The sequence below is a fragment of the Microcoleus sp. Pol11C3 genome, from assembly GCF_036701485.1.
Taxonomy (GTDB): domain Bacteria; phylum Cyanobacteriota; class Cyanobacteriia; order Cyanobacteriales; family Microcoleaceae; genus Microcoleus.
The window spans coordinates 1-26,545 of record NZ_JAUBQW010000057.1; the positions used below are offsets into that span (position 1 = coordinate 1).

Genomic DNA, 26,545 nt, shown 5'->3' on the forward strand with positions numbered 1-26,545 from the left:
TTTAATAATTTTAGGAATCGCGTATTAGCTTGCTTTTGTGATTAGATAAACTTATAACCATAAGTTCAGGAGAGCCAAAGAATCAGATTTAATGATCCCTCGCTATGAGATTTCAAGCGTTTGAGGGACTTCTTCACCACCTTGACAGGGATGGATGGGTTCTGACACCAAATGCCCTACTAAACTCTAATACAAAGTTCGGCAGTATCAAGAAATACAGGAGATAGAAAAATAAAATTTTGATAAAATATTAAAAAAATCTTTATTTTTGCCATGTTATGTTCTATCATTCCTTAAAATATGAAGCTAGAGCTTAATTTTGGAGTCTTCAAGGAAATTTAAGTATGTCTAATAATACCAATCAAAATTTGAATACTGATACTTCCGAAAATCAAGAACTAACTCCCGATGAAATTAGAACAGTTTTAAAACCACTTTTTGAAGAGTTTAACCAAGTACTTCAAAAATATGGATTGAAAGATGTTGAGGTGGTTAATTTTACTACCATTGTTTCATCAAAGGTATTTAGAGAAGCAACAGACTCATCGCAAACTATCTTGGACGAATATAATGACATCTTGAGAAAAACAGTTTTTAGTGATATCTATAAAGATTTAGAGATAATTGATTTCACCATAGCTGCTACATCACTCGTTAGACAAAAAAAAAGAAAAGAAGCTTTTGCTGAAATTGCTGAAATTAGAGATAGAGATGAGAGAACAGAGCCAATTACAATAAGAGAGCCAATTACAGATGAGGAAAGAAAGCAACTTCTTTTACGTCTGAAAGATAAGCAAGAAAAGTTGGAATGCGCCTGTACCAATATCCATGGTTGTACACAATGCCCAGAAAATTTGGATTCAAAACTGATTAAGTAGCCATCCTAAACTGCCTACGCTAGGATACAGTTTAAGATGGCTACTTACTTTGATCGAAAGCCGGAATGTACTGCTGACAAGTTTTCTTAGCTGCTTGCGTCGAATCGTTCTTAGGCTGAATGAAGATAAGATGTTTCTGCAATTGCTTACAGGCTATTTCAAGCGGAATTTGCCAGGAAAGCAACCAAGAAACTGGCCACCAACTAATTGTATTTTCACTGCCGCTAACAATCCACTTACTATCAGGACTGAAAGCAACTGACTTGACCGATGCTTTGTATACTTTTAGAGGTTGTCCAATCAGATGACCTGTATTAGCATCCCACAGGCGAATGGTCTTATCCTGGCTGCCACTCATAATCCACTTACCATTTGAACTGAAAGCAAGGGAAGTAATGGTACCTTGATGTCCTTTTAGAGGCTGTCCAATCGGCTGACCTGTAGTAGCATCCCACAAGTGAATAGTCTTATCACTACCACCACTAGCAACACGCTGGCCATCAGGACTAAAGACAACCGAATAGACCTGACTTAAATGTTCTTTGAGAGGTTGCCCAATCGACTGACCTGTAGTGGCATCCCACAAGCGAATCGTATTATCGTCACTACCACTGGCAACACGCTGGCCATCAGGACTAAAAGCAACAGACCAGACAGCTTTTTGATGTCCCGTTAAGGGTTTTCCAAGTGGCTGACCTGTAGTGGCATCCCACAAGCGAATCGTATTATCGTCACTACCACTGACAACACGCTGGCCATCAGGACTAAAAGCAACAGAGAAAACTGCTTTTTGATGTCCCGTTAGGGGTTTTCCAAGTGGCTGACCTGTAGTGGCATCCCACAAGCGAATCGTATTATCGTCACTACCACTGACAATACGCTTGCCATCAGGACTAAAGGCAACTGAATAGATCTGGCTTAAATGTCCCGTTAGGGGTTTTCCCAGTGGCTGACCTGTAGTGACAGCCCACAGGCGAATCGTACCGTCCTGGTGTCCGCTGGCAACCCGCTTGCTATGAGGGCTGAAAGCCACGGAATTAATCAATTCCTTAGATTCCCCAACGATCGGATTCATGGTGACAAACCAGAGGCGGATCGTCTTGTCAAGGCTACCACTGACAATGCGCTTGCCATCAGGGCTGAACGCTACAGAATAGACAGCTTCCTGATGTCCTGTTAGGGGTTGTCCAATCGGCTGACCTGTGGCATCCCACAGGCGGATTGTCTTGTCAAGGCTACCACTAACTATTTGCTTGCCATCAGGGCTGAACGCTACAGAAGAGACAGCTTCCTGATGTCCTGTTATGGGTTGCCCAATGGACTGACCTGTGGTGACATCCCATAAGCGAATAGTGTTATCGCCACTACCACTGACAATGCGCTTGCCATCAGGGCTGAAAGCTACAGAATAGACAGTTTTTTGATGTCCTGTTAGGGGTTGTGCAATGGGTTGACCTGTGGCATTCCAGAGGCGAATCATCTTGTCACTACTACCACTGACAATCCGCTTGCCATCACGACTGAACGCTACAGAAGTGACCCGCTCTTTGTGCCCACGAAGGGGTTGTGCAATGGGTTGACCTGTATTAGTATCCCAGAGGCGAATTGTCTTGTCCCAACTTCCACTGGCAATGCGCTTACCATCAGGGCTGAAAGCTACTGAACTGATAGATTCTCCATGTCCCTCTAGGGGTTTTCCAAGTGGCTGACCTGTAGTGGCATCCCACAGGCGAATCGTATTATCGTCACTACCACTGACAATACGCTTGCCATCAGGACTGATAGCTACCGAAGTCACTCCAGCTTTATGTCCCTTTAGGGGTCTTCCAAGTGGCTGACCTGTAGTGGCATCCCACAAGCGAATCGTCTTGTCACTACTACCACTAACAATGCGGTTGCCATCAGGACTGATAGCTATCGACTTCACCTGACTTTTATATTGCAAGCGATTGAATTCCCGGCTAACGAAAATCGCATCTAGTAAACTGTCACGAGTATAATTATCAAGAAATTGGGGAAATTGAACAAAGGTTGACTTACCTAAACCAACAGCAGCAATAGCATTGACAAGTGCCTCAACAGGCTGATTTGCAGCTAGCAAAGCTTTAGAAGTTGCTGCTAGTTGTTCCACTTGCTGACGTTGGGCTTGTTGAAGCTGATAGAGGGCAAATCCAGCCAACATCATTGCTACAGATGAAAAGCCACTTAGTCCGATAATTGTCAGTCGCCGTCGGCGTTGCCGTTCCTGTCTCTCTCTATCCGTTTCTTTTACGCTAACCTGAATAAAATCTCGTTCTTCCTGCGTCATTTCATCTGCACGTTGACGCAACCACTCTTCCGCTACAGTCAACCGCGCACCCCGCAACAACCCTTCAGCATCATGGTTGTTATTTTTCCACTCCCGTAACCCCATCTTCAGTCGTTCTTGCCAAGTCCGAAACTGACGGTTAGCATTCATCCACTCGCGCAGAGTACCCCATTCTCGAATCAGCGCTTCATGCACTACCTCTACCGTATCTTCCTGTTCAAGCCGTCCCGTCACTACCAATCTTGCTTGATATCCCGCTAAATAACTGACCAAATTCCAATTATCTTCCCCCACTTCCGCACGGGTAGCAACGCGCCTGGTATCTTCCGTTCCTTCCCCCGGACGCACTAATTGCACAAAAATTCGCTGCGCCTGCTTTTTCTCTGTTTCATTCAGTTTTTGATAAACCTGTTCGGCATGATTGGCAATGGCTTTTTTTACCCCGCCAATTTCTTCATAAGCTTTGTGAGTTAACTCTCGGTTGATTTGCTTTTCCCACAAGCGAGTTAGGGCAAATTCTAATAACGGTAAATTCCCCGGTTCTTGCCCCACATCATCAAGAATGCGTTGGGTTAATTGCGGTTCTAACTGTACTTCCAATTTTTGAGCAGGTAATTCAATAGCTGCCTGTAATTCGTCCCCCTTCATGGAACTGAGTAACTGGGGTGTATATTCTTGCAAAGCATCCCGAAACGGACGATAAGAAAGGATGTAACCGTAAAAATCAGCCCGTAAAGTCAAAACTAAAGTAATATTTTCTTGAGCAATCGCCGTTAGCAACTCATCAGCAAAACGCTCCTGTTCTTCCTTCACCTGACAAAGGGTGTACAGTTCCTCAAATTGGTCTGCAACTAACAACAATCGTTTACCCGGGTTACGCTCTAAAATGCGAGATACAACTTGTTGTAAAGTGATTCTCCCATTTTTGAAATCGCCGGCTAATCCCACCGCTTCCCGCAGTTGTTGAGTTTCACCTGCTTCTGGTTCTAATTGCCGCACCAAGGCAGAAGCTAACGACTCAAAGGGTTCTTTTCCCGGACGGAAAGATTCAATTAACCAGTTTCCCTCTTTTCGCAAGTGGGGAATTAAACCCGCATATACCACAGAAGACTTTCCACTTCCACTTGGCCCAACTACCGCTACCAGTGGTTGTTTGTGAGTTACTTCCACTAACTTATTTACAAACTTTTCTTGTCCAAAAAAGAAGTCGGCATCTTCTTCTTTAAATGCAGACAATCCTTGGTAAGGGTTAGGCGGAATCACATCTTCAAAAGCAATTATACCGTCATCAATCGGAGCATCTATTAAGTTCTTTTTCTTAAAAACAGGAGTTTCATGCTCTAGGAAACTCATCATCTGCGAACGCCCTAAATCGTAGGCTTCTTCAATTTCATATCCTGCGGCAATCCCATCATAAAATGCCACCGCAAAGGCGACGGCTGCTTTATCACCCACGGCTCTATTCATGCCAACTACATAATTAACGTATTGGCTAATTGCATCAGCTTGTACTTCCGAATAACAAGCATTGAGAATTACGCACTCTACCCCTTTTTTGGCAAATAATTTAAACATACTGGCGAGGGCATTTGTCTGCACTAGCGCCATTTTTCCAGTATCATCTTCTAGGACAATTCCATCTTCTCCCGCACCATGTCCGCAAAAGTGAACAATGTGCGGTTGATAGTCTAAGATAGCCCGGTAAAAGTCACGGGAACGGACTGCCCATTTTTGTTCTAATTTATACTGTTCTCGTTTGTTTGCCCTTCGCAATCCTTCGTCAATTTCCCGGATTTCTTGATCCAATCGCAAGGGAGCAGTGTTTTTGGGATTAGCTGCCAGAATCAGAATTGTTTTGACGCGGGCGTTATTACTCATAAGACACAGGAATGATAGGATAATTTTTCAACAGGCTAGACGGCTTTCCTGAGTTTTAGGTGATAATAAAAATAAAACTTCCCGTGGTACAGCCCGGAAAGCCTGCGTGAGCGAGACTACCGTTTCCACCACAAATCCAGAATAGCTCTTTATCCAAATTAAATGTATACTTATCAGGATTTTTTACATACCAGAGAAACTTTTAATTGCGAGGTGAAAAGAACTTGCTGCCCGCAACTCCCGCGCCGTAGTTCCAGACAACTTCTTGAATCAGATAAAAAGGCACTTTGTCCCAAAGCAGGTAGGAAATCGGAATTGCTTTTGCCCGATCGCGAATTGACAAATAACCTAAATTTAGCCAAAATGATCCTCGATCGAGCGTTACCCGGTAAACCTCCGCTATCCACTGCTCGCACCAGTTTAAATACTCATCTAACACCAAGCATTTTTCGTACTCTTTGCCGATGTTATAAGGCGGGCTGGTAACGGTTAAATCTACAAATTGATCCGGCAGCCGCTTCAATGCTTCCAAACAATCCATGTTATAAATTAAGCAATTAGGAGCTTTAAAGTACGGTTTACCTAAAATCTTCGCGATATCAGTCAAGCTCATGAAATATTTGGGAGAGTTTTTGTTGACAAGATGCAATAATTATAGTAAGTGAGTTTAAAAATATTGTCAAACTCATCTGGACTGGGGAATGCCCCTGCCGGAAACAAAAGGTTACAATCAAAAATAGATTCTATTTCGATAACATTACTGTTTATAGCTTGAACTTCTCAGTGCCCCACAACAACACCTCAACTCAATCCTTTCAATTTGACTCAATTGACAGCGCCCTGGCAGACCTGAAAGCAGGTCGCCCCCTGGTAGTAGTCGATGACGAAAATCGCGAAAACGAAGGCGATGTGATTTGTGCTGCCCAATTCGCCACCCCCGACAACATCAATTTCATGGCCGTGAACGCGCGGGGTTTGATTTGTCTGGCATTGAGTGGCGAAAGGCTCGATCGCCTGGAACTGCCCCTCATGGTCAGCAAAAACACCGACAACAACCAAACTGCCTTCACCGTCAGCATCGATGCAGTCAACGGCGTCAGTACCGGCATCTCCGCCGAAGACCGGGCGCGCACCATCCAAGTAGCCATCCACCCGGACACCAAACCTCAAGATTTGCGCCGTCCCGGTCACATTTTCCCCCTGCGGGCGATCGACGGTGGCGTCCTCAAACGCGCCGGTCACACCGAGGCCTCGGTTGACCTCGCCAGACTCGCGGGCCTGTATCCCAGCGGCGTCATCTGCGAAATTCAAAACCCCGACGGTTCCATGGCGAGGTTGCCCGAATTAATCGAGTACGCCAAAACCCACAACCTTAAAATAATCAGTATTGCTGACTTAATTAGCTACCGGCTCAAGCACGATCGATTCGTCCGCCGCGAAACCGTCGCCAAATTGCCCACCCAATTCGGCGAGTTTATGATTTACGCCTACCGCGACACCCAAGACAATTCAGAACACGTTGCTATTGTCAAGGGCGACCCGGCAGAATTTAAAGACAAACCCGTGATGGTGCGGGTGCATTCCGAATGCCTGACCGGCGATGCTTTGGGTTCCCTGCGGTGCGACTGCCGGATGCAACTGCAAGCGGCACTGAAAATGATCGAAAATGTCGGTTCCGGCGTCATAGTTTACTTGCGCCAAGAAGGTCGGGGCATTGGATTGGTAAATAAACTAAAAGCTTACTCGCTGCAAGATTTGGGATTCGATACCGTAGAAGCCAACGAACGGTTGGGATTTCCCGCCGACTTGCGGAACTACGGCGTCGGAGCACAAATGCTCAACGATTTGGGAGTTAAAAAAATTCGGTTGATTACCAACAACCCCCGCAAAATTGCAGGTTTGAAAGGTTACGGAATTGAAGTAGCCGATCGCGTCCCCTTACTCATTGAAGCCACAGATTACAACTCGATCTATCTGGCAACAAAAGCCGAAAAACTCGGTCATATGCTGCTGCAAACTTATTTAGTAACAGTGGCGATTCAGTGGAAAGAAACGAAGGAAGAAGGTAAAAGCCAGAAAGCAGAAGGAAAAGAGGAAGATTCTGCAATCCAAAATCGGTACGAACACCTCGAAAAACTGCGGCAGTTGGTAACAAGTCGCGATTTACTGCTGCAAGAAGAAGCGCGGCCGGTGGGAATAGCCCTGTTCGGAGAAGGCTCCCTTATAGTTCACCTCGGCTTCGATCAAGCCGGACTCGCAGCCCCCGATTGGTACAAAGATCCAAACCATCCTTACGTCAAGGCGATCGGCCAAATTTTGGGCGAAATCAGCACTGAGCCGAATTTGCAAACATTAGAATTCATGGTTTCCTCCGGTGGAGATCCGCTCAAAACCCTGCAAGTCCAGCTCGATCGCGAGACGTTCCTTTTGTCGGAATTAGTCGGAATTTGCGATCGGCTCGAACCTCAAAAAATCTACAGTTTTGCTCCTCTTGCCTGAAGGCAGAAGGTAGAAGCTAACCCCCCTACCCCAACAGGGGGGAAGGCAGAAGCCCAGAAAAACTGTGAATTTCAGAACAATACTTGTTGATACCAGCATCTTCCTTTCGTCAGAAAGCAGCAACCAATAAAAACAGTGAATAACAATGTTGATTGCAGTCTAACAAGTCGATGTAGCGAACACTTGAGAGAGAATCGTCGATGCACATTTATATTATTAAGCAGTATTAATAGTCATTAAATTATTCACTAGGACTTTTAGTTAATGTTAATTTTTTTAGACATTGATGGTGTACTTATTCCTGACAGAAGACAGGAAACATCGAATTTACAAACAGATATAATGAAATTTAATTCAGCTTGCCTTAATCACTTTGAAAATGTCCTTCGTTGCTATCCTAATGCGCGAGTAGTAATTTCATCATCCTGGCGTGAAATATTCCCCTTCGAGGTAATCACGCCATTATTTTCACCAGATCTCGCTATCCGTATTATCGGATTCACCCCTTTTCTCAACCCCAAAAATATTCACCAACACAAATATTTACGACACCAGGAAGTTCTTGAGTATCTTCGACAAAATCAAGAAGAAAACTCACCTTGGGTAGCCATTGACGATATTCCAGAACACTATCCACCAGATGCGCCAGTTGTGGCTATTGATGATTACAATGGTTTTGACCAGAACTCAGCAAAGGTACTTTCAGAATATCTAACTTGATTTCAAAGGTTAGGAAAAAAGTATCGGAATAGAGAGGGTGAATTTGACATGGAAATGAACGTTGGTGACTTTCTGCACCGACTCGATCTCAGGGGACAAGCACTTAAAGGCACCAACCTTGGCGGTGCGGAACTCCGGGGAGCCAACCTCCGAGGCACCGACCTCAAAGAAACCAACCTCAGCGACGCTATTCTCAGGTATGCAGACCTGATGGAAGCCGACCTCACCGGGGCTAATCTCAGCGGGGCGGATTTAGCTGAATCATTTCTCAATTTAGCTAACCTCACTAGAGCTGATTTGACTGGTGCTGTCCTCCGAGAAGCTAATCTCGTAGGAGCCGAACTCACAGGCGCCAACCTCAAACAAGCAAGTTTGATCAAGGCTAATTTAGTAGGAGCAAATCTCCAGGAAGCCAACTTAACCAGAGCCAACCTGAGCGGAGCCGATTTGCGCGGTTCTCAGTTGAGGGGCGCCATTTTAGACAAGGCCGTATACAACAACCGGACTATTTTTCCCGAGGGTATTGACCCGGGTGCATTGGGAGCACTTTTGCTAGCTCCCAATGCTTCGCTCCCCGGCTTAAATCTGGCTATGGTAGATTTGACCGAAGCCGATTTAAAAGGAGCAGATTTGCGGCGGACAAATTTATACAAAGCTATTTTATTTGGCGCCAAACTCGATCGGGCAAACTTAGCAGGAGCAAACCTCAGCGCAGCGGACTTGAGGGAAGCCAGTTTGAGTGGTACGATTTTGGAGAAAGCAGTTTATAGCAACAAAACATTGTTTTCCGAAGGCATTGACCCCGCTCTGGGCGGAGCTTATTTAATAGCTCCCAATGTATCACTGCCAGGAGTAAACTTAACCGGAGCCGATTTAAACGGGTCAGATTTAAGTGGAGCTAATTTGAGCGGTTCTAACTTAAGTTCGGTCAATCTCAAAAATGTAGACCTCAGCAGAGCTAGCTTAAAAAAAGCTTACCTCAAAGGTGCAAACTTGGAGGGAACAGATTTGAGAGGAGCTGATTTAAGCGGCGCAATTTTACACCAAGTAAACTTGAGTTCTGCTGACATCCGGGGTGTAGACTTAACAAGGGCAGACCTCAGTGGCGCTAATTTAAGGGATGCCGATTTAAGGGAGACAGATTTCACCGGAGCTAGTTTGCTATGCGCTAACTTGAGCGGGGCAGACTTGAGAGGTGTAGACTTGACAAAAGCTGACCTCAGCGGCGCGAATTTAAGGGAAGCTGACCTCAGAAAAGCAGATTTGATGAGAGTAAATTTGGAGGGAGCAGATTTAACTGATGTAGACTTGAGCGATGCTCATTTATTCCGAGTTAATTTCAGAGGTGCTAACCTCAAAGGTGCTAACCTCAAAGGCGCCACTTTAAAAGGCGTATTGTTGACCGACGCTTATTTAAGCGAAACTGATTTGACAGATCTATATCTGAGTCCGAGTTTTTTTGAATTGCCGCTAGAATCGGAATGGTAATTAGTGGAGTGTTAACAATCGAAAATCAACAATCAAAAATCGCCTAGCGAAAATTACTCGATTATTAACAATCTAAAATCTAAAATCTAAAATCTAAAATGGATCGACCGTTAGGCTCTGTTATTCAAGGTTCCCTGAGCAAGGGATTAGAAGTGCGACTGCACGCCGACGTTTCGGTGGAAGATATGAGGGTGGGGAAATTTCTAGTAGTGCGGGGGGTGCGATCGCACTTTTTCTGTATGCTCACCGACGTGTCTCTCGGAACTTCCAGCGCTCGCATTTTATCGAATCCTCCCAATCCCAACGACGATTTTCTTCTAGCAGTGCTAGCCGGTAGCAGCACCTACGGTACGATCGAACTGTCGCCGATGTTGATGTTGACGGCGGAAAAAGAAAAATCTCAAGCAATCTTCAATCCAACAGGTAACGGAGTCCCCGATAAAAAGTTGGCATTAGGCAATTTGGGTTCTTTTGAGGCACAAAGTGGCGCCGATATGGAACTGCTGCCGGTCAAAACTATTCCCAGCCACTTTTCCCAGGTATTTGATGCCAAAGAAACCGATTTTCGGGCAGTTTTTGGCTGGGAAGATGACCCGTACCGCCGCAACTTTGCGATCGGCAAACCGATTGACATGGACGTTGCTGTGTGCTTGGATTTAGACCGATTTGTGGAACGCAGCAACGGGGTTTTTGGCAAGTCGGGAACGGGAAAATCTTTTCTGACACGCTTGCTCTTGTCTGGAATTATTCGCAAGCAAGCTGCTGTTAATTTAATTTTTGATATGCACTCGGAGTACGGGTGGGAAGCTGTTTCGGAAGGGAAACAGTTCAGCACTGTTAAAGGTTTGCGGCAGTTGTTTCCCGATAAAATTCAGATTTATACCCTCGATCCAGAATCGACAAAACGTCGGGGAGTCCGCGACGCTCAAGAGTTGTTTTTGAGTTTCGAGGAAATTGAAGTGGAAGATATCTCGCTAGTGCAGCGGGAGTTGAATTTGTCGGAAGCTAGTATCGAAAATGCGATTATTTTGCGAAATGAGTTGGGCAAGGGTTGGATTAACAAGTTGCTGGAAATGACCAACGAAGATATCCAAATGTTTTGCGAAGAAAAGCGGGGGAATAAATCTTCGATTATGGCTTTGCAGCGGAAATTAGAGCGACTGAATGATTTGAAATACATTCGCAAACGCTGTCCGAAAAATTATGTAACAGAAGTTTTGCAGTGTTTGGATAGTGGCAAAAATGTAGTAATTGAGTTTGGTTCGCACTCGGATTTGCTGTCGTATATGTTAGCAGCAAATGTTATTACTCGCCGCATTCACGGAGCTTACGTGCGGAAAGCAGAGAAGTTTTTGCAGAGCAAAAATCCGTGCGATCGCCCGCAGCCGTTGGTGATTACCATTGAGGAAGCTCACCGCTTTCTCGATCCGGCGATCGTCCGATCGACTATTTTCGGTACGATCGCCAGAGAAATGCGAAAATACTTCGTAACCCTGCTAATTGTAGACCAGCGTCCCTCTGGTATCGACGGCGAGGTGATGTCGCAAGTCGGCACGCGGATCACAGCCTTGCTAAACGACGATAAAGACATCGATGCTATTTTTACGGGCGTTTCAGGAGGGCAGAGTTTGCGATCAGTTTTGGCCAAACTCGACTCCAAACAGCAAGCATTAGTTTTGGGACACGCCGTACCGATGCCCGTAGTCGTGCAAACTCGCCCCTACGACGAGCAATTCTACAGAGAAATTGGGGATATTGACTGGCAAGAAATGCCCGATGAACAAGTATTTGCCGAGGCAGAATCTGCTAAAATGGATTTGGGATTTTAGATTTACAACTGCTAGATTCATTACCGAACTTAGGCAAATGTTACTGTAAATTAGTCTTTGCGAACAATTGGCGATCGCTGGCAATGACAGAAATATCAGATTTTTGCCTCAGTTATAAACGAAAAAGTGCGATCGAACGTCAAAAAAATTAGGCCCCAGCTTTGAGTCAGAAGCTTTTCCCCTTTCACCCCCTCACCCCTCATCCCTAACTGCCCAAAATTTGCATAAGCTTAAACATGATGGAAATGATGAAGCCTTGTAGCACAATGAAAGTCAAACAGGGCAACAGCCAGCCTTTATACACCTTGTCGTTAGTCGTAGCAGAATTGGATTAGCATATTTAAATAAAAATGTCAATAAATATTTTAAACAGTTACTCGCATCTAATACGGCGATCGAGTTCGGTTATCTCGCATCTCAGCATCTAGGCAGCGAGAAAATTTCAAGCGATGATGGAACAGAGAGCAAAACAAAGCCCTCGAATTGCATGAGTCTGTTTGCATGAGTATTGTGAAGTTGAGTGGCAGTTAAAACTAACAGGGAATTCAAAACCTTAAGGAAAAATGTAGAATCTTGACCTTAAGACAGAGGTTTTTACCCTTTACGATCCTCAAAATTGGGAATAATATTGAGAAAACTAAACTCTTGCTCCACTTCGCCTTGAACTAGCCGTTAAAGCTAGGGAGCTAACAAAAATCGAGGGGGATTACTGGAAAATCCAGCACAAAAGTAATCCCAAACAAAAAGCTTCTACCGATCGTCACCGATAAACAGGAGGGGAAACATCCCCTTTGTCGCAGTCTTTATCCCACTTGCAAAAGTGGGACAGGGTATCACCAACTTTTTATCTGTTGTTACAAGGAGTGCAATACTCACCCATGTCCACCACAACCCCCAAAAACAAAACAGTGAAAGCCGATCGCATGGGCAGCCGGCCATACTCCTCAACGGATACGGTTCGTACCTATCTGCACGAGATCGGTCGCGTACCCCTGCTAACCCGAGAAGAAGAAATTGTTTTCGGGAAGCAGGTGCAGCAAATGATGAAATTAATCGAAGCAAAACAAGCACTTGCTAAAGAATGGCAGCGGGATCTGACTAATCAAGAGTGGGCGGCCGAAATGGAGTTGACCGAACCTGAACTTAGCCGGATCTTACAAATAGGGCGGCGGGCCAAGCAAAAGATGATTGAAGCCAATTTGCGGCTAGTAGTGGCGATCGCCAAAAAATACCAGAAACGCAATATGGAATTCTTGGATTTAATTCAAGAAGGCACCCTTGGTTTAGAACGAGGAGTCGAAAAATTTGACCCGATGCGGGGATACAAATTTTCCACATACGCCTACTGGTGGATTCGGCAAGCAATTACCCGCGCGATCGCCCAACACGCCCGCACCATTCGATTGCCAATTCACATCACCGAAAAACTCAATAAAATCAAAAAAGTGCAGCGGGAACTCACGCAGCAGTTGGGCCGCTCTCCCACACCTGCGGAAATTGCCTCGGCCTTGGAACTGCAACCTTCCCAAATTCGGGAATACCTGCTGATGGCAAGACATCCAGTTTCTTTGGACTTGCGGGTAGGAGACAACCAAGATACCGAACTGCAAGAACTCTTAGAAGACGAAACTGCATCTCCAGACAACTACATTACCTCGGAATTACTGCGGCAAGACCTCGATACTTTGATATCAGAACTTACCCCCCAGCAGCGAGATGTAATAATTCTGCGCTTCGGTTTGGAAGACGGCACAGAAATGTCTCTGGCGAAAGTCGGAGAACGCCTCAATCTCAGCCGGGAACGGGTGCGGCAACTAGAACATCAAGCCCTCGCCCACCTGCGGCGCCGCCAATCTCAAGTCCGAGAATACTTGGCTAGTTAGTCACTAAAAAAGTTGAGATTTTCCCCACAATCTCAACTTTTTTTTTCGTGTTGGCGCTGCTCTTATTAAGGATACTTTTATTTGAGAGGTCGATCGCCCGATCTGGGCGGAGGCAAAATTTGTCAAAACTAATCTTAGATTTAAGTTCAGGAACCGGGCGGGCGCTCGTTCATTCAAGTTAATAGCCAGCGTTAAGCGAGATACCCGGTTTCTCTACGAGCTTTTTGAAACTGGTACAAGAGGCGCTTCGAGGCAGCTATTTTAAATTTTGGGGTCTGGAGTGGTTTTGACTTATTTGATATTGACAGGAAGTTTACAAGCGATCGCGATCGTGCTTGCTCTCTCGCCCGGTAACTTCAGCATCGCATTCCCCGCACGCCGGGCACACGACTCGGACATCAAATCCGGCGTTTTAAGCTCGCAATCTCCGCCAAATCCTGGGGCAGATACAGCTAGCACAGGTTTAGCAGATGGCATTTACCTCTACGGCCAGTCGAGCAACCCAGATGAAATTAAACAAGAATATTTTGTATTTGAAATGCGGCAGAGAAAGGTAGTAGGCGCTTTTTACCTGCCTCGGTCTGCTTTTTACTGTTTTTACGGCACAAGCGATCGAACTCAGTTAAATTTAACAGTAGTGGACAGTTACGACGGCAGTCGCTCTCCCTACTCGGTAAATCTGCAACAGTATTACCCAATTTCCACAATCAGCGAGAACAATCGGCGCATCTTGGGTATTTGCAAGGCCGCTCACAAACAGCAGGTGTGGGAAAAGTAGCAGACAGGCCCCGCCCCAGCAGTCAGGACTCAGAAAAGATCAGTAAAATTGCTCCTGAGTTGAGAATTTCGGACGGACACCACACACACGACAAGATGAAACTGCGTTGGAAAACACTATCGATCGTTGGCATTACCATCGCTGGACTGACTAGCCTTCTGTATGTCGCCTCCTCAAGCATCCTCTTGGGCAGCCTGATCAAAGCAGAGGAACAAGAAGCCACACAGGTTGTCAAGGGAGTGCTCAGCGTGTTCGGGCAAACTGCCGACGACTTCAACTCGCGCTTTGCCGACTGGTCGTCGTGGGACGACACCTACACCTTCATCCAAAACCGCAACTCAAAATTCATTGCCTCCAATTTAATTCCAGAAGGGCTGGCTAATATAAGAGTTAATATGGCCATTTTTGTCAATACTTCTGGCAAAATAGTTTACAGTACGGGTTTCGACAGCGAAAAGCTGAAACTAACGCCTGTTCCAGAAGTATTAAAACGGCGCATTTCTCTCAATGACCCGCTGTTGCAGCACCCCAACGCCAAAAGCAGCCTCGCTGGTATCCTGCTGCTACCGTCAGGGCCAATACTGATTACTTCCCGCCCAATTCTCACGACTAAAAGCACCGGCCCGATCCGAGGTACGCTGATATTCGGGCGCAATTTGGATGCTGCGAGCATTGCGAAGGTTTCTAAAATTACTCGCTTGCCACTCATTGTACACAGCGTTAATGAGGCTCAGTTGCCTGCAGACTTTCAGAAAGCGCGGGAGAAACTGTCGGAAAAAAAACCGATTTTTGTGCGTCCTTTAAGCGAAGAGTCGATCGCGGGTTACGCTCTAATCCGCGATATTTACAATCAACCGGCGCTGTTGCTGCGGGTGGATATCCCCAGAGAAATATACCGCCAAGGTCAAATTAGTTTGCTGTACCTGCTGGTGTCTGTAGCGTTCGCGGGAGTTGGGTTTGTCGGCTGCACTCTCCTGCTGCTAGAGCGTCTGGTGCTGTCTCGGTTGACCGGTTTGGCGAAAGCAGTGAACCGCGTCAGCAGCAGCCAAGACCTCTCGGTGCGGCTGCCGGTGACGGGCGAAGATGAGTTGTCAGACCTTGCCCATACTATCAACGGAATGTTGAGTGCGATCGCCCAAGCCGAAAGCGAACAACTTGAGGAAAAAGCCCGCTACCGAGCCGTAGTCGAGCAAGCTACAGATTGTATTTTCCTATGGGACGCTCAAACCAAACGCCTTTTGGAAGCCAATACAGCGTTTAGAGACTTGCTCGATTACAGTCCTGATGCGATTTCGCAACTAACTATTTACGATATCATCGCTTACTCTAAAGACCTAATTGACAACAATATCGAGTTGCTGCTGACGGACAAACAATTCAGAATTGGCGAAGTTCTCTACCGCCGCCGAGACGGTTCCTGCGTAGATGTAGAAGTGAGCGGGAGCGTGATTTCCTACGGCGGCCGCGAGATTATTTGCACTGTTGTCCGCGACATTACTGAGCGCAAGCAAGCCGAAGCCGAACTGCGATCCTCGGAAGAACGCTACAGACTTTTGTTTAAAAATAACCCCCATCCGATGTGGGTTTACGATTTAGAAACTCTCGAATTTATAGCCGTCAATCAGGCTGCTGTCCAACACTACGGCTACACTCGCGACGAATTTCTCAACATGACCGTTGCCGACATTCGTCCCCCCCAAGAGCTGCCGAGATTGCTAGAAAATATATCCCAAGTAGATGCTGGTATTGATTTTGCAGGTGTGTGGCAGCACAAGAAAAAAAACGGCACCATTATTGATGTAGAAATTACTTCTTATACCCTGATATTTGATAGCAGAAATGCTGAATTAGTGCTGGCTCACGACGTGACCGACCGCTTGCAAGCCGAGGCAGAACTTTACAAGGCAAAGGAAGCGGCAGAAGCAGCTAATTTAGCTAAAAGTCAGTTTTTGGCTAACATGAGCCACGAACTACGAACTCCTCTGAATGCGATTATCGGTTACAGCGAGATTCTGCAAGAAGAGGCTTTAGATTTGGGCGAAGAAGATTTTGTATTGGATTTGAAGAGAATTCACCATTCAGGCCAGCTTTTACTTTCCTTAATTAATGATATTCTGGACTTGTCGAAGATTGAAGCTGGTCACGCGGAAGTTGAATTAGAAACTTTTGATGTGTCTGAGGTAGTTCAAGATGTAGCCCGAACTGTTGAACCGCTATTTTTGCGAAACACTAATCGCCTGAATGTGGAGTGTCCTCATAATATTGGCGAATTGTATTCAGATCAAATTAAGTTTACTCAAATTTTGTTTAATTTGCTCAGTAATGCAGCTAAGTTTACTCATAAGGGGACAATTACACTCAGCGTTGAAAGAATTAAAAATGACGAGAATAGTTGGGATTCGGAACAGTTAATTTTTAAGTGTACGGATACGGGAATTGGGATTACTCCTGAACAGCTACAAAAGTTATTTCAACCTTTTACGCAAGCTGATGCTTCGACTACCCGCAAATACGGAGGTACGGGTTTGGGTTTGGCAATAGCGCAGAAATACTCTCAGATGCTGGGGGGAGAAATTACGGTGAATAGCGAGTTTGGTAAGGGGTCAACTTTTACTCTGATGTTGCCAGCATAGCTCTTTTTTAAATTTGAGAGAAACCAAAAAGTCTTGACTACAAACAACATTAATACTCAATACCTGGTTGAGCTTTAATGCCTTGTTCTCGGAATGGATGCTTAACTAATGTCATTTCGGTTACCAAGTCTGCCCGTTCAATGAGCGCTGGCGGGGCGCCTCTGCCTGTAAAAATAATGTGGGTTTCTTCGGGTTTTTGGTCTAACCCGGAAAGCACTTGCTCGATTTGTAAATAACCTAGTTTTAATGCTATATTGACTTCATCTAGAAGAACTAATTTAAATTCGGGATTGCAGATAAAAGTTAGGGATTTTTCCCAGGCTTTTTGAGCTGTTTCGATATCTCGATCGCGGTCTTGCGTGTCCCAGGTAAAGCCTTCCCCCATTGCGTGGAATTCTAGCTGTTTTTCCCAAAGTTGAAAAACGGCTTTTTCTGCGGGTTCCCAAGCTCCCTTGATAAATTGTACTATAGCGACGCGGTATCCGTGACCGAGCGATCGCACAACCATTCCCAAAGCGGCCGTGGTTTTGCCTTTACCGTTACCCGTATTGACAATAATTAAACCTTTTTCTTTGGAGGAGTTAGCGATTCGCTGTGATTGCACTTCTTGGCGGCGCTGCATTTTCTGTTTGTGTTGTTGGGCTGTTAAGCCAGTGGTTTCTGTAGTGGTTTCCATTAGATTTTTTTAACCGCAGATGAACGCAAATAAACGCTGATAGTGGACAGATGTCTCGTTATTGCCACAGTGTTTGCAAGTTTAGCACGAAACCGGGCAAAATATCTTCTCCTGAAAGTTCCGTTGGACATTCCAAAACTTCTTTTTCTTGTCCTTGGCGATAGATTTCGACTCGGCGCGTTTTGCGGTTGATTAACCAGCCTAGTTTTACTTGGTTATTCATGTATTCTTGCATTTTGTCTTGAGTATCTTTTAAACTGTCTGTCGGCGACATTAACTCTAAGACAAAATCCGGGGCAATGGGAGGAAATTTTTGTTTTTGTTCGGGAGTGAGTGCATCCCATCTTAATTTTTCAATCCAAGAGACATCGGGAGAACGGTTTGCACCGCTTGGCAGTTTGAAGCAAGTTGAAGAATCGAAACAAATTCCCAGTTGGGTTTGTCTGTTCCAAATCACAAAGTCAGCATTAATTTCTGAGTTATAATTTCCAGTTTCTCCTCCTGTGGGTGACATAACGATTATTTCTCCTTTGGCATTGCGTTCAAATTTGACATCTGGGTTTTCGCGACACAATTGATAAAATTGATCGTCGGTTATTTTAATTATGGAGTTGAGGTTGATGGTAACTGCTATCATGGTATTTTATCAGGATGTGTTGAAATTTTTAAGCCAGATAATGTATATGAATGCCGAGCAATGTAGAACGAGGCAGATGCTCTAAATATTATTGAACTCCCTATAGAATTTTAGGACATTCTTTGAGCCGCTTGTGATAATGATATCACCTACTTATAACTAGCTCTCCATAGTTTTATAAAAAGCTTTTTGGAGAAAACACTTACAGACATACCAATAATAAAATGCAATGTTGATTTCACTAAATAATTTAGGTACTCCCTCTAGTAAACTGGAAAATATTTGGTTTTTTAAATGCAGGGAATCCACGCCGATCGCAAAAAACAACAAGCCCAAACCAGCTAACAGTATTTGGTAGGGAGTCAACTGTAGTTCTCGCCGAAAAAACCATCCGTAGGATGACAAAACAACGGCGTACAAAAGACTTACTCCTAGCTTGGGAATTCCCAATGCTACAATATATATATGAATTCTGTAAATTTCATTTAGTAAAAATCCACCTGTTAACAAAGCCGAAAATAAAATAAATCGATTTTCTGAAGTGCGCGGTTGAATACTTTGAGCTAATTTATATGTAAAAGTACAAACAATGACGGGTACAGAACATAAAATCTGGAAGGTTCGAGTTAACAAGGCGATATTGGGATTGGGGGAAAAATAAGGGTGAAAAAATAAATCGCTAACTTTTAATCCGGAAAGTTGAGTGAAAATTATCAGCAGCGCCACTAGGAAGAAGGATAAACAATTTAAGCGAACAACAAAGCGAGAAATAGTCATAAGCAATTAATACCAAAAATCAGGTTTACTGCCCAAATACAAAAAAATTATATCACCAATATCTCTGGATATTTTGCTAAACTTAATCAGGAGTGTTATCAAAATAAGGAGACAGTCATGCTGTCAGTGAAAGAAGCAGAATCGATCGTTCTAAATTTGGCGCAACCCCTCGACAGTCAGCGGGATGTAGAAACTGTAGACTTGCTGGCAGCATCGGGGCGCATTTTGGCAGCAGCCGTCACTGGTTCCCTTGATTTTCCTTATTGGGACAATTCCGCAATGGATGGGTACGCGGTGCGGTTTGCTGATGTGGAAAATTGTAGCGCCGAAAAACCAGCGGTACTAGAAGTAGTAGAAGAGATCCCAGCCGGATATCAGCCTCAAAATACCGTCCAATCGAGGCAAGCGGCGCGAATTTTTACGGGTGGTATGATGCCAGCGGGTGCTGATACGGTGGTAATGCAGGAAGAAACGAGGCGAGAGGGCGATCGTATTTTTATCTTAGTTTCTCCTGAAAAACCGCAAGCATTTGTTAGGCACAAAGGCGCTTTTTATCAAGCAGGAACAACTTTGTTAACTCCCGGTACAGTTATCAACGCCGCTGAAATGGCGGTGTTAGCAACTGCCCAGTGCATTCAAGTTCCCGTTTATCGGCGGCTGCGGGTGGCAATTTTTTCTACTGGTGACGAATTGGTATCGCCAGACGAACCTTTGGCACCGGGGAAACTGGTAGACTCGAATCAGTATGCTTTGACAGTTTTGTTGGCGCAAATGGGATTTGAACCTATTCGATTGGGGATTGTTCCTGATAATGAAGATGCACTAAACAAGGTGATATCCCGCGCTGTTGCGACAGCGGATGTGGTGCTTTCTACAGGGGGCGTCTCGGTAGGAGACTACGATTATATTGAGAAAATATTGGGGGATTTGGGAGGAAAAGTTCACGTTAGTTCTGTGGCGATTAAGCCGGGGAAACCTTTAACGGTTGCTGGGTTTAAACGAGGTGAAAAAAATCAGGATTCGCCAAGTTTGAGTTCGGATTGTCTCTATTTTGGTTTGCCGGGAAATCCGGTTTCGGCTTTAGTCTGCTGTTGGCGGTTTGTTGTGCCTGCTTTGAGAAAGATGTCTGGGCTTGCCCCGGATGCTTGGGGGCCGGAGTTTGTCAAAGCTAGGTGTAATGCTGAATTGCGATCGCCTGGCCGGCGCGAAACTTATGTTTGGGGTAAACTGCATTTAGTTGCGGGAGTCTGGGAATTTGAACCTGCTAGCGGCAGCCAAAATTCAGCGAATTTAATTAACCTCGCAAATACAAGTGGTTTAGCAATTTTGCCACCCGGGGACACCTGGATTGTACCGGGCGAATTAGTGGAGGTTTTAAAAGTTAGTAATTAGTTAGTTGTTATTGGTTATTTGTTCTTGGTTCGGTATAAGTTCATGTAAAATATTAACAACTAAGTAATCTTCCCTGTTCCTTCTTCCCTCTTCCTTCTTATTATGAGAATTTTAATTGTTGAAGATGACCCGATGATGCAACTGGGATTAGAGCAAGTTTTAGCCGATTCCCCAGAAATAGAAATAGTAGGACAAGCAGAAGACGGGTATTTAGGCGTAGCAGCCGCCCTGAAACTCAAACCTGATATTATTGTGATGGATATCGGTTTGCCACGGCTCGACGGCATAGCAGCGACGCAGCAAATTAAAGCACAATTGCCAGAAGTTCGAGTAGTAATGTTAACTTCTCACACGGCAGAAACTGAAATTATTGCTGCCCTTTCTAGCGGTGCTGATGCTTATTGCATTAAAGGTGCTTCCGTAGACAGGCTGTTAGCAGCAATTGCAGCCGCAGCAGAGGGCGCTACATATCTTGACCCTCAAATTGCCCGGACTGTCATCGAACACCTCAAACCCCCGACACCTGCCTCTACAACTACTTTTGGCCAGTTGTCGCAGCGGGAATTGGAGGTGTTAAAATTAATGGTGGAAGGTAACAGCAATCCAGAGATAGCAGCGGCGCTTTACTTGAGTCCAAATACTATTAAAACTCACGTTCGCGGTATTATGAATAAGTTGGCAGTCGATGACCGCGTGCAAGCCGCAGTTGTAGCGCTGAGAACGGGATTGGTGTAAAGAAGGAAGAAGGAAGAAGGAAGAGGGAAGAGGGAAGAAGGAAGAAAAATAATTCAACGTTTTTCAGTTACTAATTCGCAATTTCCAATCCGCAATTAGCAATGCCCGATGCCCGATGCCCGATGCCCGATGCCCAATTCCCAATTCCCAATTCCTAATTCCCAATTCCTAATTCCCAAAAAGTTTATGTCTGAATGGATAGAAATCGGTAAAATTGTAGCAGCTCAAGGTTTGGATGGGGAAGTGCGAGTCTATCCCGATTCGGATTTCCCTGAAAGGTTTATCGAACCGGGGAAGCGGTGGATTTTGCGCCCTAACAAAAGTGAACCGGAACCGATCGAGTTTTTGGGCGGTCGCTACATTCCGGGCAAAGGGCTGTATGCTGTAGAGGTGGAAGGTGTAGAAGACCGCGAGGGTGCGGAGGCATTGCGGGGCTGCAAGTTGTTTGTGGAAAAGACCGATCGACCTTATCTCGAATCTGATGAGTTTTACGTCCACGATTTGATCGGTATGGAAGTTTTTAACCAGTTAACCGGGGAAATCCTAGGCAAGGTAAGTGATATTCTTCCCGCCGGTAACGACCTTTTAGAAGTAGAAACTAATCTAACGGCGCCGGAAACTGTCGCCGCACAATTAGAAAAGCCAAAACAGCCTGAAACTCCTAAAGCAAACGCTGACCCCAGAAATACCCGCAAACCACGGAAAATCCGCGTTAAAGAGCCTAAATCCACAAAAATTTTGATTCCTTTTGTGGAAGAGATTGTGCCAATTGTTGACTTAGAACAAGGCAGAATTGAAATTGTGCCTCCTCCTGGTTTATTGGAATAATATTATGTCCGGTCGATCGACCGGATATGATATTAGTTATTAACAATTCCCAATTCCCAATATTAATCATTTGCTCTATTTGTGTACCGCACTATCAAGTAACTGATGGAAAGCGCGAAAATTGCAGTCGCCAAACCAATCAAGTCGGCTGCGGTTTTCTTTTCCAGGTCAAGAATGATGATTTTTCGAGATACTGCTATCAAAGAAGTTACAATAACTAGCTCTACTTGAATTACGTGCTTTTTCAGATAAGCTGTAATATTTTCCAATATTTCCAGAGCAATTAAAACATTTAAAAACAACCCAAATATGACAAACAAGGTGTCTTTTAACAAATTATCACTGTGGTTTACCAATTCTTTTGCTAAAAAAATCAGCAAATCGCAAACGCTGACGATAATTACCAAAATCATCGCCAGTGATAAAATTTTCGATATTATTACTTCTACACTTTCTGTGAAATGCAGAAAGTGTTCATCATTGCCCAACTTAGAAATTGGCCTAAATATTTTTTTCAGCATACCAGTGATTTAGTCATCATTCTTAATTAATTAATGATTTTGTCATTGTTCGGTACACTTTGCAAGCGCAAAACTCTGTGATTGCGTGGTTTCACGGCGCCACCCGGGCCCTAGGGAAGGCGACTCTCTTGGTCTGTTATATTTTATAGTTTTTGGTGTCAGCTAGGAATCGATCGCACGCGAGCGAACTCCTGATTTATAATTTTTCCCATAAAAAAGCCTCAAAGTATTGTCTAGCAATAATTTGAGGCTTTTAAGGCGCGGTGCAACCACTGAACTAACTATCTATTCTCAACAGAGAATGAATGTTGACTCCCAGCTTGCTCCGACGCAATACACAAGAGAGCTAAAAATTTAGCTCGGGTGGTTTAGTAGCGACGAGAATTGCCACCGCGATCGTTGTTGCCCCAGTTACCACCACCGCTGTTACCACGTTCTTCGCGGGGTTTTGCCTTATTGACCTTGAGGTCGCGACCCATCCACTCAGCACCGTCAAGAGCCTCAATGGCTGCGGCTTCTTCTGCTTCAGTAGACATTTCTACAAAAGCGAAGCCCCGCATCCGACCTGTTTCCCGGTCAGCAGGCAACTGAACGCGCTTTACTGTTCCGTACTCTCCAAAAGTTTGGTTGAGGTGCTCCTGCGTTACTTCGTAGGATAAATTGCCGACATAGATTGACATTGAACATTCTCCAGAATCAGAGGGTGTAGAGATTTAAATCCGGAGGAACGCCGATAGAACGAACTGTACTGCCGAAAATAAAGCCTTGTAAAAAAATCATAGCACCTATAGGTGCAAACTGCAATTGTCTGACTCGATTAATTAAAAAGAAGGCAGAAAGCATTCGCCAGAAGACCTTCTCCCGAAGGAAAAACCCCCCATCAAGAAGGAAACACTTAGAATAAATAAATTTAATTTTCCTTGTTCCCGGCCTGGACCGGAGAAACGCAGCTTGTAGGCTGGGCAATGGGATAACGATTTTAGGTTTGAGATTTGGGATTGCGGATTTGAGATTTATGTGTAGGGTGCGTCCGGGTTCAAAATTGCTCGCTCAAGAGAGGTTGTTACCCCAAAAACCGATACAAGCCCACGACAGGAGTCGTGGAGAGATCATAATTTTAGACTCTTATTCAAGCTCCCAGATTCATCTGTGGAGTAAATCTCAAATCGTTCGAGTCAGCGCGACTCGACTCAGCGCCTAACGTCAACCGCGTTTATCCCCATGTTGAGCGTCAGGGGCTTCCCCCTCGTTATTCGGTGAGTTGTAACATCCCGTAGTTGGACGGCAGCTCAAGAAGTGACGGCGAGAGTGGATTTTGCCCAATTAAATTCCCCAACTTCTGCTGCAACTTCTGCGACAACTTCCGGCGCAGTTTCCGGCGCAGTTTCTGCCCCAACCAGGACCAACTGCACCGCACAAGCTTTTAACTCGGGCTGTTTGGAATCTGGACAGCTTGCAGAATGAGTCATGGCATTGGCTTCAGCACCTTCGGCCCACAGAGAACCCCAGTGCATCGGTACAAATAGCGTACCCGGGGCGATCGCCTTTGTGACTTTTGCTGGAAACTGCGCCTTGCCGCGGCGCGATCGAACTTCCAGCAAATCCCCCTCCTTAATCTGCAATTTGGCAGCATCGCGGGGGTGAATTTCCAAAAACGGATCGGGGTGCAATTGATTAATTTTCTCTGTTCTACCCGTCCGCGTCATCGTGTGCCAGTGTCCGTAAAGTCTCCCTGTCGTCAACACAAACGGATAATTCGGATCGGGAGGTTCTGCCAGTCCCCGGGAGTGATAGGCCGAAAATCTCGCCCGCGCGTCAGGAGTGTGAAAACGCCTGTCAGTATACAGCCGTTTCGCTTCGTTCGCTGGATGCGGAGGCTGATTTTCTGGGCAAGGCCACTGTTGAGGGCCTTCAGTACGCAAATACTCGTGGCTGAGGCCCGTTACATCGCAAGGCTGGCCCTGCGTCAACTGCACGTACTCTTTGAATACCTCAGCAACGCTGTCGAAAGCAAAGTGTTGGGCAAAACCCAACCGGCGCCCCACCTCGGCGAAAATACTCCAGTCGTCGCGGCCTTCCCCGGAGGCAGTGTCGAAACCGGGACAAAGCGTAATCCGGCGTTCGGAATTTGTCATTACCCCGGTTTTTTCGCTCCACTGCGTTGCCGGCAGCAGGATGTGAGCGTAGGCAGAGGTTTCAGTGGGATAGTAAGCTTCTTGATAAACCGTAAAGGGCGATCGCAGCAAAGCGGCTTTAGTGCGTTCCAAATCCGGCATACTAACTACCGGATTAGTAGCTGCAATCCACAGCAACTCGACTTCGCCAGTTTCCAAACCCACAATCATGTCCCAAGCTGTGCGGCCCGGATTCGGGGAAATACTTCCCGGTGCCATTCCCCAAAACTCCTCGACTTGGGTTCTGTGTTCAGCATTTTTCACAAAACGGTAGCCTGGGAGCAAGTGAGACAGTCCTCCGGCTTCCCGCCCTCCCATCGCGTTTGGCTGGCCGGTGAGGGAAAACGGGCCGCATCCCGGTTTGCCAATTTGACCGGTCATCAAGTGCAAATTAATCAGCGATCGCACCTTTGCCGTGCCTTCCGACGACTGATTCATCCCCATCGACCACAGAGACAAAACGCGCTGCGACTGTTCCCAGTAGTTTGCCGCCGTTTCTAACTCGCTGACAGTAATGCCACAGCGCGAGGCTACAAACTCCGGCGTGTAGCTGCTAATGACCTCAGCAAAAGCTGAAAAATTCGCCGTACATTCTTGAATAAACTCAGAATCTATTGCTTGCCTGCGTAACAGCAAATATGCAATTCCGTTAAGCAAATCTATATCCGTACCCGGTTTAATTGCTAAGTGCAAATCCGCCGCTTCAGCAGTCGGAGTCCGCCTTGGATCTACCACAATCATCTTGACATGGGGATGCTTTTTGTGGTATTTAGCTAATCGATTGAATATAATCGGATGGCATTCCGCTGTATTGCTGCCAATAATAAAAGCGCAATCTGTTAATTCTAAATCGTCGTAACAGCAAGGCGGCCCGTCCGAGCCAAAGCTTTGAACGTATCCAGAGACTGCTGAAGACATACACAAGCGAGAATTAGCATCAAAATTATTAGTACCCAGACAACCTTTTATTAGTTTCTGAGCAACATAATAATCTTCTGTTGCGAATTGACCCGAACCGTAAACGCACAAAGCATCGGGGCCGCTGGTGCTGCGAATTGTTTGGATGCGATTAACAATTGCATCGAGAGCTTCGTCCCAGCTAGCGCGGCGGAATGGTTGGTCGAGAGTATCTCGCATCATCGGATACAGTAGCCGATCGCTCCGAATGGACTCTGCTACGGTTGCTCCCTTAATACAAACCATGCCTTGACTCGATGGGTGATTGCGATCGCCCCGCACTTTCCAACTTTGTTTTTTGTCGGGAACAACTTCTAGACCGCAACCTACACCGCAGTAGGGGCAAAGAGTTTTTATAGTTTCCATCTGGTGATTTTAGATGCTAATTTTTGAAAGCTAATGGGTAATTGGTAATTCATTATTATAGTCGGAACTGAGGGCTCCTGCAAATAACGTGTCCATAATTACTAAGTTACCGCAATGCTTCACAGAAACGGACAATACCCTGATTTAAAATTAACCGCTATCTTACTACAACTCGCCATCGCTCTCGCTTTGAGCCAGCTTCTCGCTGCTTTTAAATCCCTCTAAAACCGAGTTCTTCGAGACCTCAATCTTGTCAGCCCCACTTATGGGGAGCTACGAGGAATTGTGGCATAATTCAAACACCGAATCGATGTTATTTTTGACTTGGTTGTTAATAGCAATCCGAGAGTCAGTGCGGGAGTATTAGGTCACCTACTTCTCTGTTTTTACTTGAAACACGCCGCCGTTGGTGGGGCTAAAAGTTACTTGGAATTCAGCAGTTTTTTCAGCGCCTGCCGCGGCACCTGCAGGAGTTTGCAAAACCGGCAGAGGAGTTTCTTTGACGAAATCTTTAGCTGCTTTATTTGTGGGATCGAACTGTAGGATATCGCCGTTTTGTTTTACTTTGACCCGATAAGTCAAACTTTC

19 protein-coding genes are annotated in these 26,545 nt (G+C 45.4%); 11 read left to right on the top strand and 8 right to left on the bottom strand.

Going from position 1 to position 26,545, the window contains the following annotated elements:
- Positions 1-344 precede the first annotated feature (344 nt).
- Positions 345-878, top strand: coding sequence for a hypothetical protein (locus QUA40_RS14645; protein ID WP_333126967.1), 534 nt, complete (start codon positions 345-347; stop codon positions 876-878).
- A gap of 40 nt (positions 879-918) precedes the next feature.
- On the opposite strand, the gene QUA40_RS14650 is transcribed toward QUA40_RS14645, so the two are convergent.
- Positions 919-5,064 (bottom strand): nSTAND1 domain-containing NTPase, encoded by a 4,146-nt coding sequence (locus QUA40_RS14650; RefSeq protein ID WP_333126970.1) that lies wholly within the window; start codon positions 5,062-5,064, stop codon positions 919-921.
- Positions 5,065-5,266: 202 nt separating this feature from the next.
- Entirely contained in the window at positions 5,267-5,677 is a 411-nt protein-coding gene (locus QUA40_RS14655) for a DNA methyltransferase (protein WP_333126973.1), read from the bottom strand.
- Positions 5,678-5,847: 170 nt separating this feature from the next.
- On the opposite strand from QUA40_RS14655, the gene ribBA reads away from it, so the two are divergent.
- The 7 genes from ribBA (at position 5,848) to QUA40_RS14690 (ending at position 16,894) form a co-directional block, all read left to right on the top strand.
- Complete coding sequence (gene ribBA / locus QUA40_RS14660) at positions 5,848-7,563, top strand: bifunctional 3,4-dihydroxy-2-butanone-4-phosphate synthase/GTP cyclohydrolase II (RefSeq protein WP_333126976.1); 1,716 nt, start codon at positions 5,848-5,850, stop codon at positions 7,561-7,563.
- Between the two features lie 264 nt (positions 7,564-7,827).
- Positions 7,828-8,283, top strand: coding sequence for an HAD domain-containing protein (locus tag QUA40_RS14665; RefSeq protein ID WP_333126978.1), 456 nt, complete (start codon positions 7,828-7,830; stop codon positions 8,281-8,283).
- Between the two features lie 48 nt (positions 8,284-8,331).
- Positions 8,332-9,771, top strand: a complete 1,440-nt coding sequence (locus QUA40_RS14670; protein ID WP_333126980.1) for a pentapeptide repeat-containing protein — start codon at positions 8,332-8,334, stop codon at positions 9,769-9,771.
- A gap of 98 nt (positions 9,772-9,869) precedes the next feature.
- Complete coding sequence (locus QUA40_RS14675; RefSeq protein ID WP_333126982.1) at positions 9,870-11,600, top strand: ATP-binding protein; 1,731 nt, start codon at positions 9,870-9,872, stop codon at positions 11,598-11,600.
- Positions 11,601-12,478: 878 nt separating this feature from the next.
- Entirely contained in the window at positions 12,479-13,483 is a 1,005-nt protein-coding gene (locus QUA40_RS14680) for an RNA polymerase sigma factor, RpoD/SigA family (RefSeq protein ID WP_333126985.1), read from the top strand.
- Between the two features lie 280 nt (positions 13,484-13,763).
- The gene (locus tag QUA40_RS14685; protein ID WP_333126988.1) at positions 13,764-14,261 is read left to right on the top strand and encodes a hypothetical protein; all 498 of its coding nucleotides are present in this window, start codon (positions 13,764-13,766) and stop codon (positions 14,259-14,261) included.
- Positions 14,222-16,894, top strand: a complete 2,673-nt coding sequence (locus QUA40_RS14690) for a CHASE4 domain-containing protein (protein ID WP_333126991.1) — start codon at positions 14,222-14,224, stop codon at positions 16,892-16,894. Before QUA40_RS14685 ends, QUA40_RS14690 begins: the two co-directional genes overlap by 40 nt.
- Before the next feature lie 49 nt (positions 16,895-16,943).
- Here the strand turns inward: QUA40_RS14690 and cobO are convergent, their stop codons facing one another.
- From cobO to QUA40_RS14705, 3 genes are all read right to left on the bottom strand, one after another.
- Positions 16,944-17,570, bottom strand: coding sequence for a cob(I)yrinic acid a,c-diamide adenosyltransferase (cobO, locus tag QUA40_RS14695; protein WP_333126993.1), 627 nt, complete (start codon positions 17,568-17,570; stop codon positions 16,944-16,946).
- A gap of 58 nt (positions 17,571-17,628) precedes the next feature.
- Entirely contained in the window at positions 17,629-18,207 is a 579-nt protein-coding gene (locus QUA40_RS14700; RefSeq protein WP_333126996.1) for a Uma2 family endonuclease, read from the bottom strand.
- Between the two features lie 159 nt (positions 18,208-18,366).
- Positions 18,367-18,984, bottom strand: a complete 618-nt coding sequence (locus QUA40_RS14705; protein ID WP_333126999.1) for a hypothetical protein — start codon at positions 18,982-18,984, stop codon at positions 18,367-18,369.
- Between the two features lie 117 nt (positions 18,985-19,101).
- Here QUA40_RS14705 and QUA40_RS14710 point away from each other — a divergent pair, with 117 nt between their 5' ends.
- The 3 genes from QUA40_RS14710 to rimM all read left to right on the top strand — a co-directional run bounded on the left by QUA40_RS14710 (position 19,102) and on the right by rimM (position 21,939).
- Positions 19,102-20,376 carry a molybdenum cofactor synthesis domain-containing protein gene (locus QUA40_RS14710; protein ID WP_333127002.1) on the top strand — a complete coding sequence of 425 codons (1,275 nt, stop codon included), beginning with the start codon at positions 19,102-19,104 and terminating at the stop codon, positions 20,374-20,376.
- 102 nt (positions 20,377-20,478) lie between these two features.
- Entirely contained in the window at positions 20,479-21,111 is a 633-nt protein-coding gene (locus QUA40_RS14715) for a response regulator transcription factor (RefSeq protein WP_333127004.1), read from the top strand.
- Between the two features lie 186 nt (positions 21,112-21,297).
- Complete coding sequence (gene rimM, locus QUA40_RS14720) at positions 21,298-21,939, top strand: ribosome maturation factor RimM (protein WP_333127029.1); 642 nt, start codon at positions 21,298-21,300, stop codon at positions 21,937-21,939.
- Between the two features lie 62 nt (positions 21,940-22,001).
- Here rimM and QUA40_RS14725 read toward each other — a convergent pair whose 3' ends face one another.
- From QUA40_RS14725 to QUA40_RS14735, 3 genes are all read right to left on the bottom strand, one after another.
- On the bottom strand, positions 22,002-22,460 hold the full coding sequence (locus tag QUA40_RS14725; RefSeq protein ID WP_333127007.1) for a phosphate-starvation-inducible PsiE family protein: 459 nt from the start codon (positions 22,458-22,460) through the stop codon (positions 22,002-22,004).
- Between the two features lie 368 nt (positions 22,461-22,828).
- Positions 22,829-23,140, bottom strand: a complete 312-nt coding sequence (locus QUA40_RS14730; protein ID WP_333127010.1) for an RNA-binding protein — start codon at positions 23,138-23,140, stop codon at positions 22,829-22,831.
- Between the two features lie 609 nt (positions 23,141-23,749).
- Positions 23,750-25,957 carry a nitrate reductase gene (locus tag QUA40_RS14735; RefSeq protein ID WP_333127013.1) on the bottom strand — a complete coding sequence of 736 codons (2,208 nt, stop codon included), beginning with the start codon at positions 25,955-25,957 and terminating at the stop codon, positions 23,750-23,752.
- Positions 25,958-26,545 lie beyond the last annotated feature (588 nt).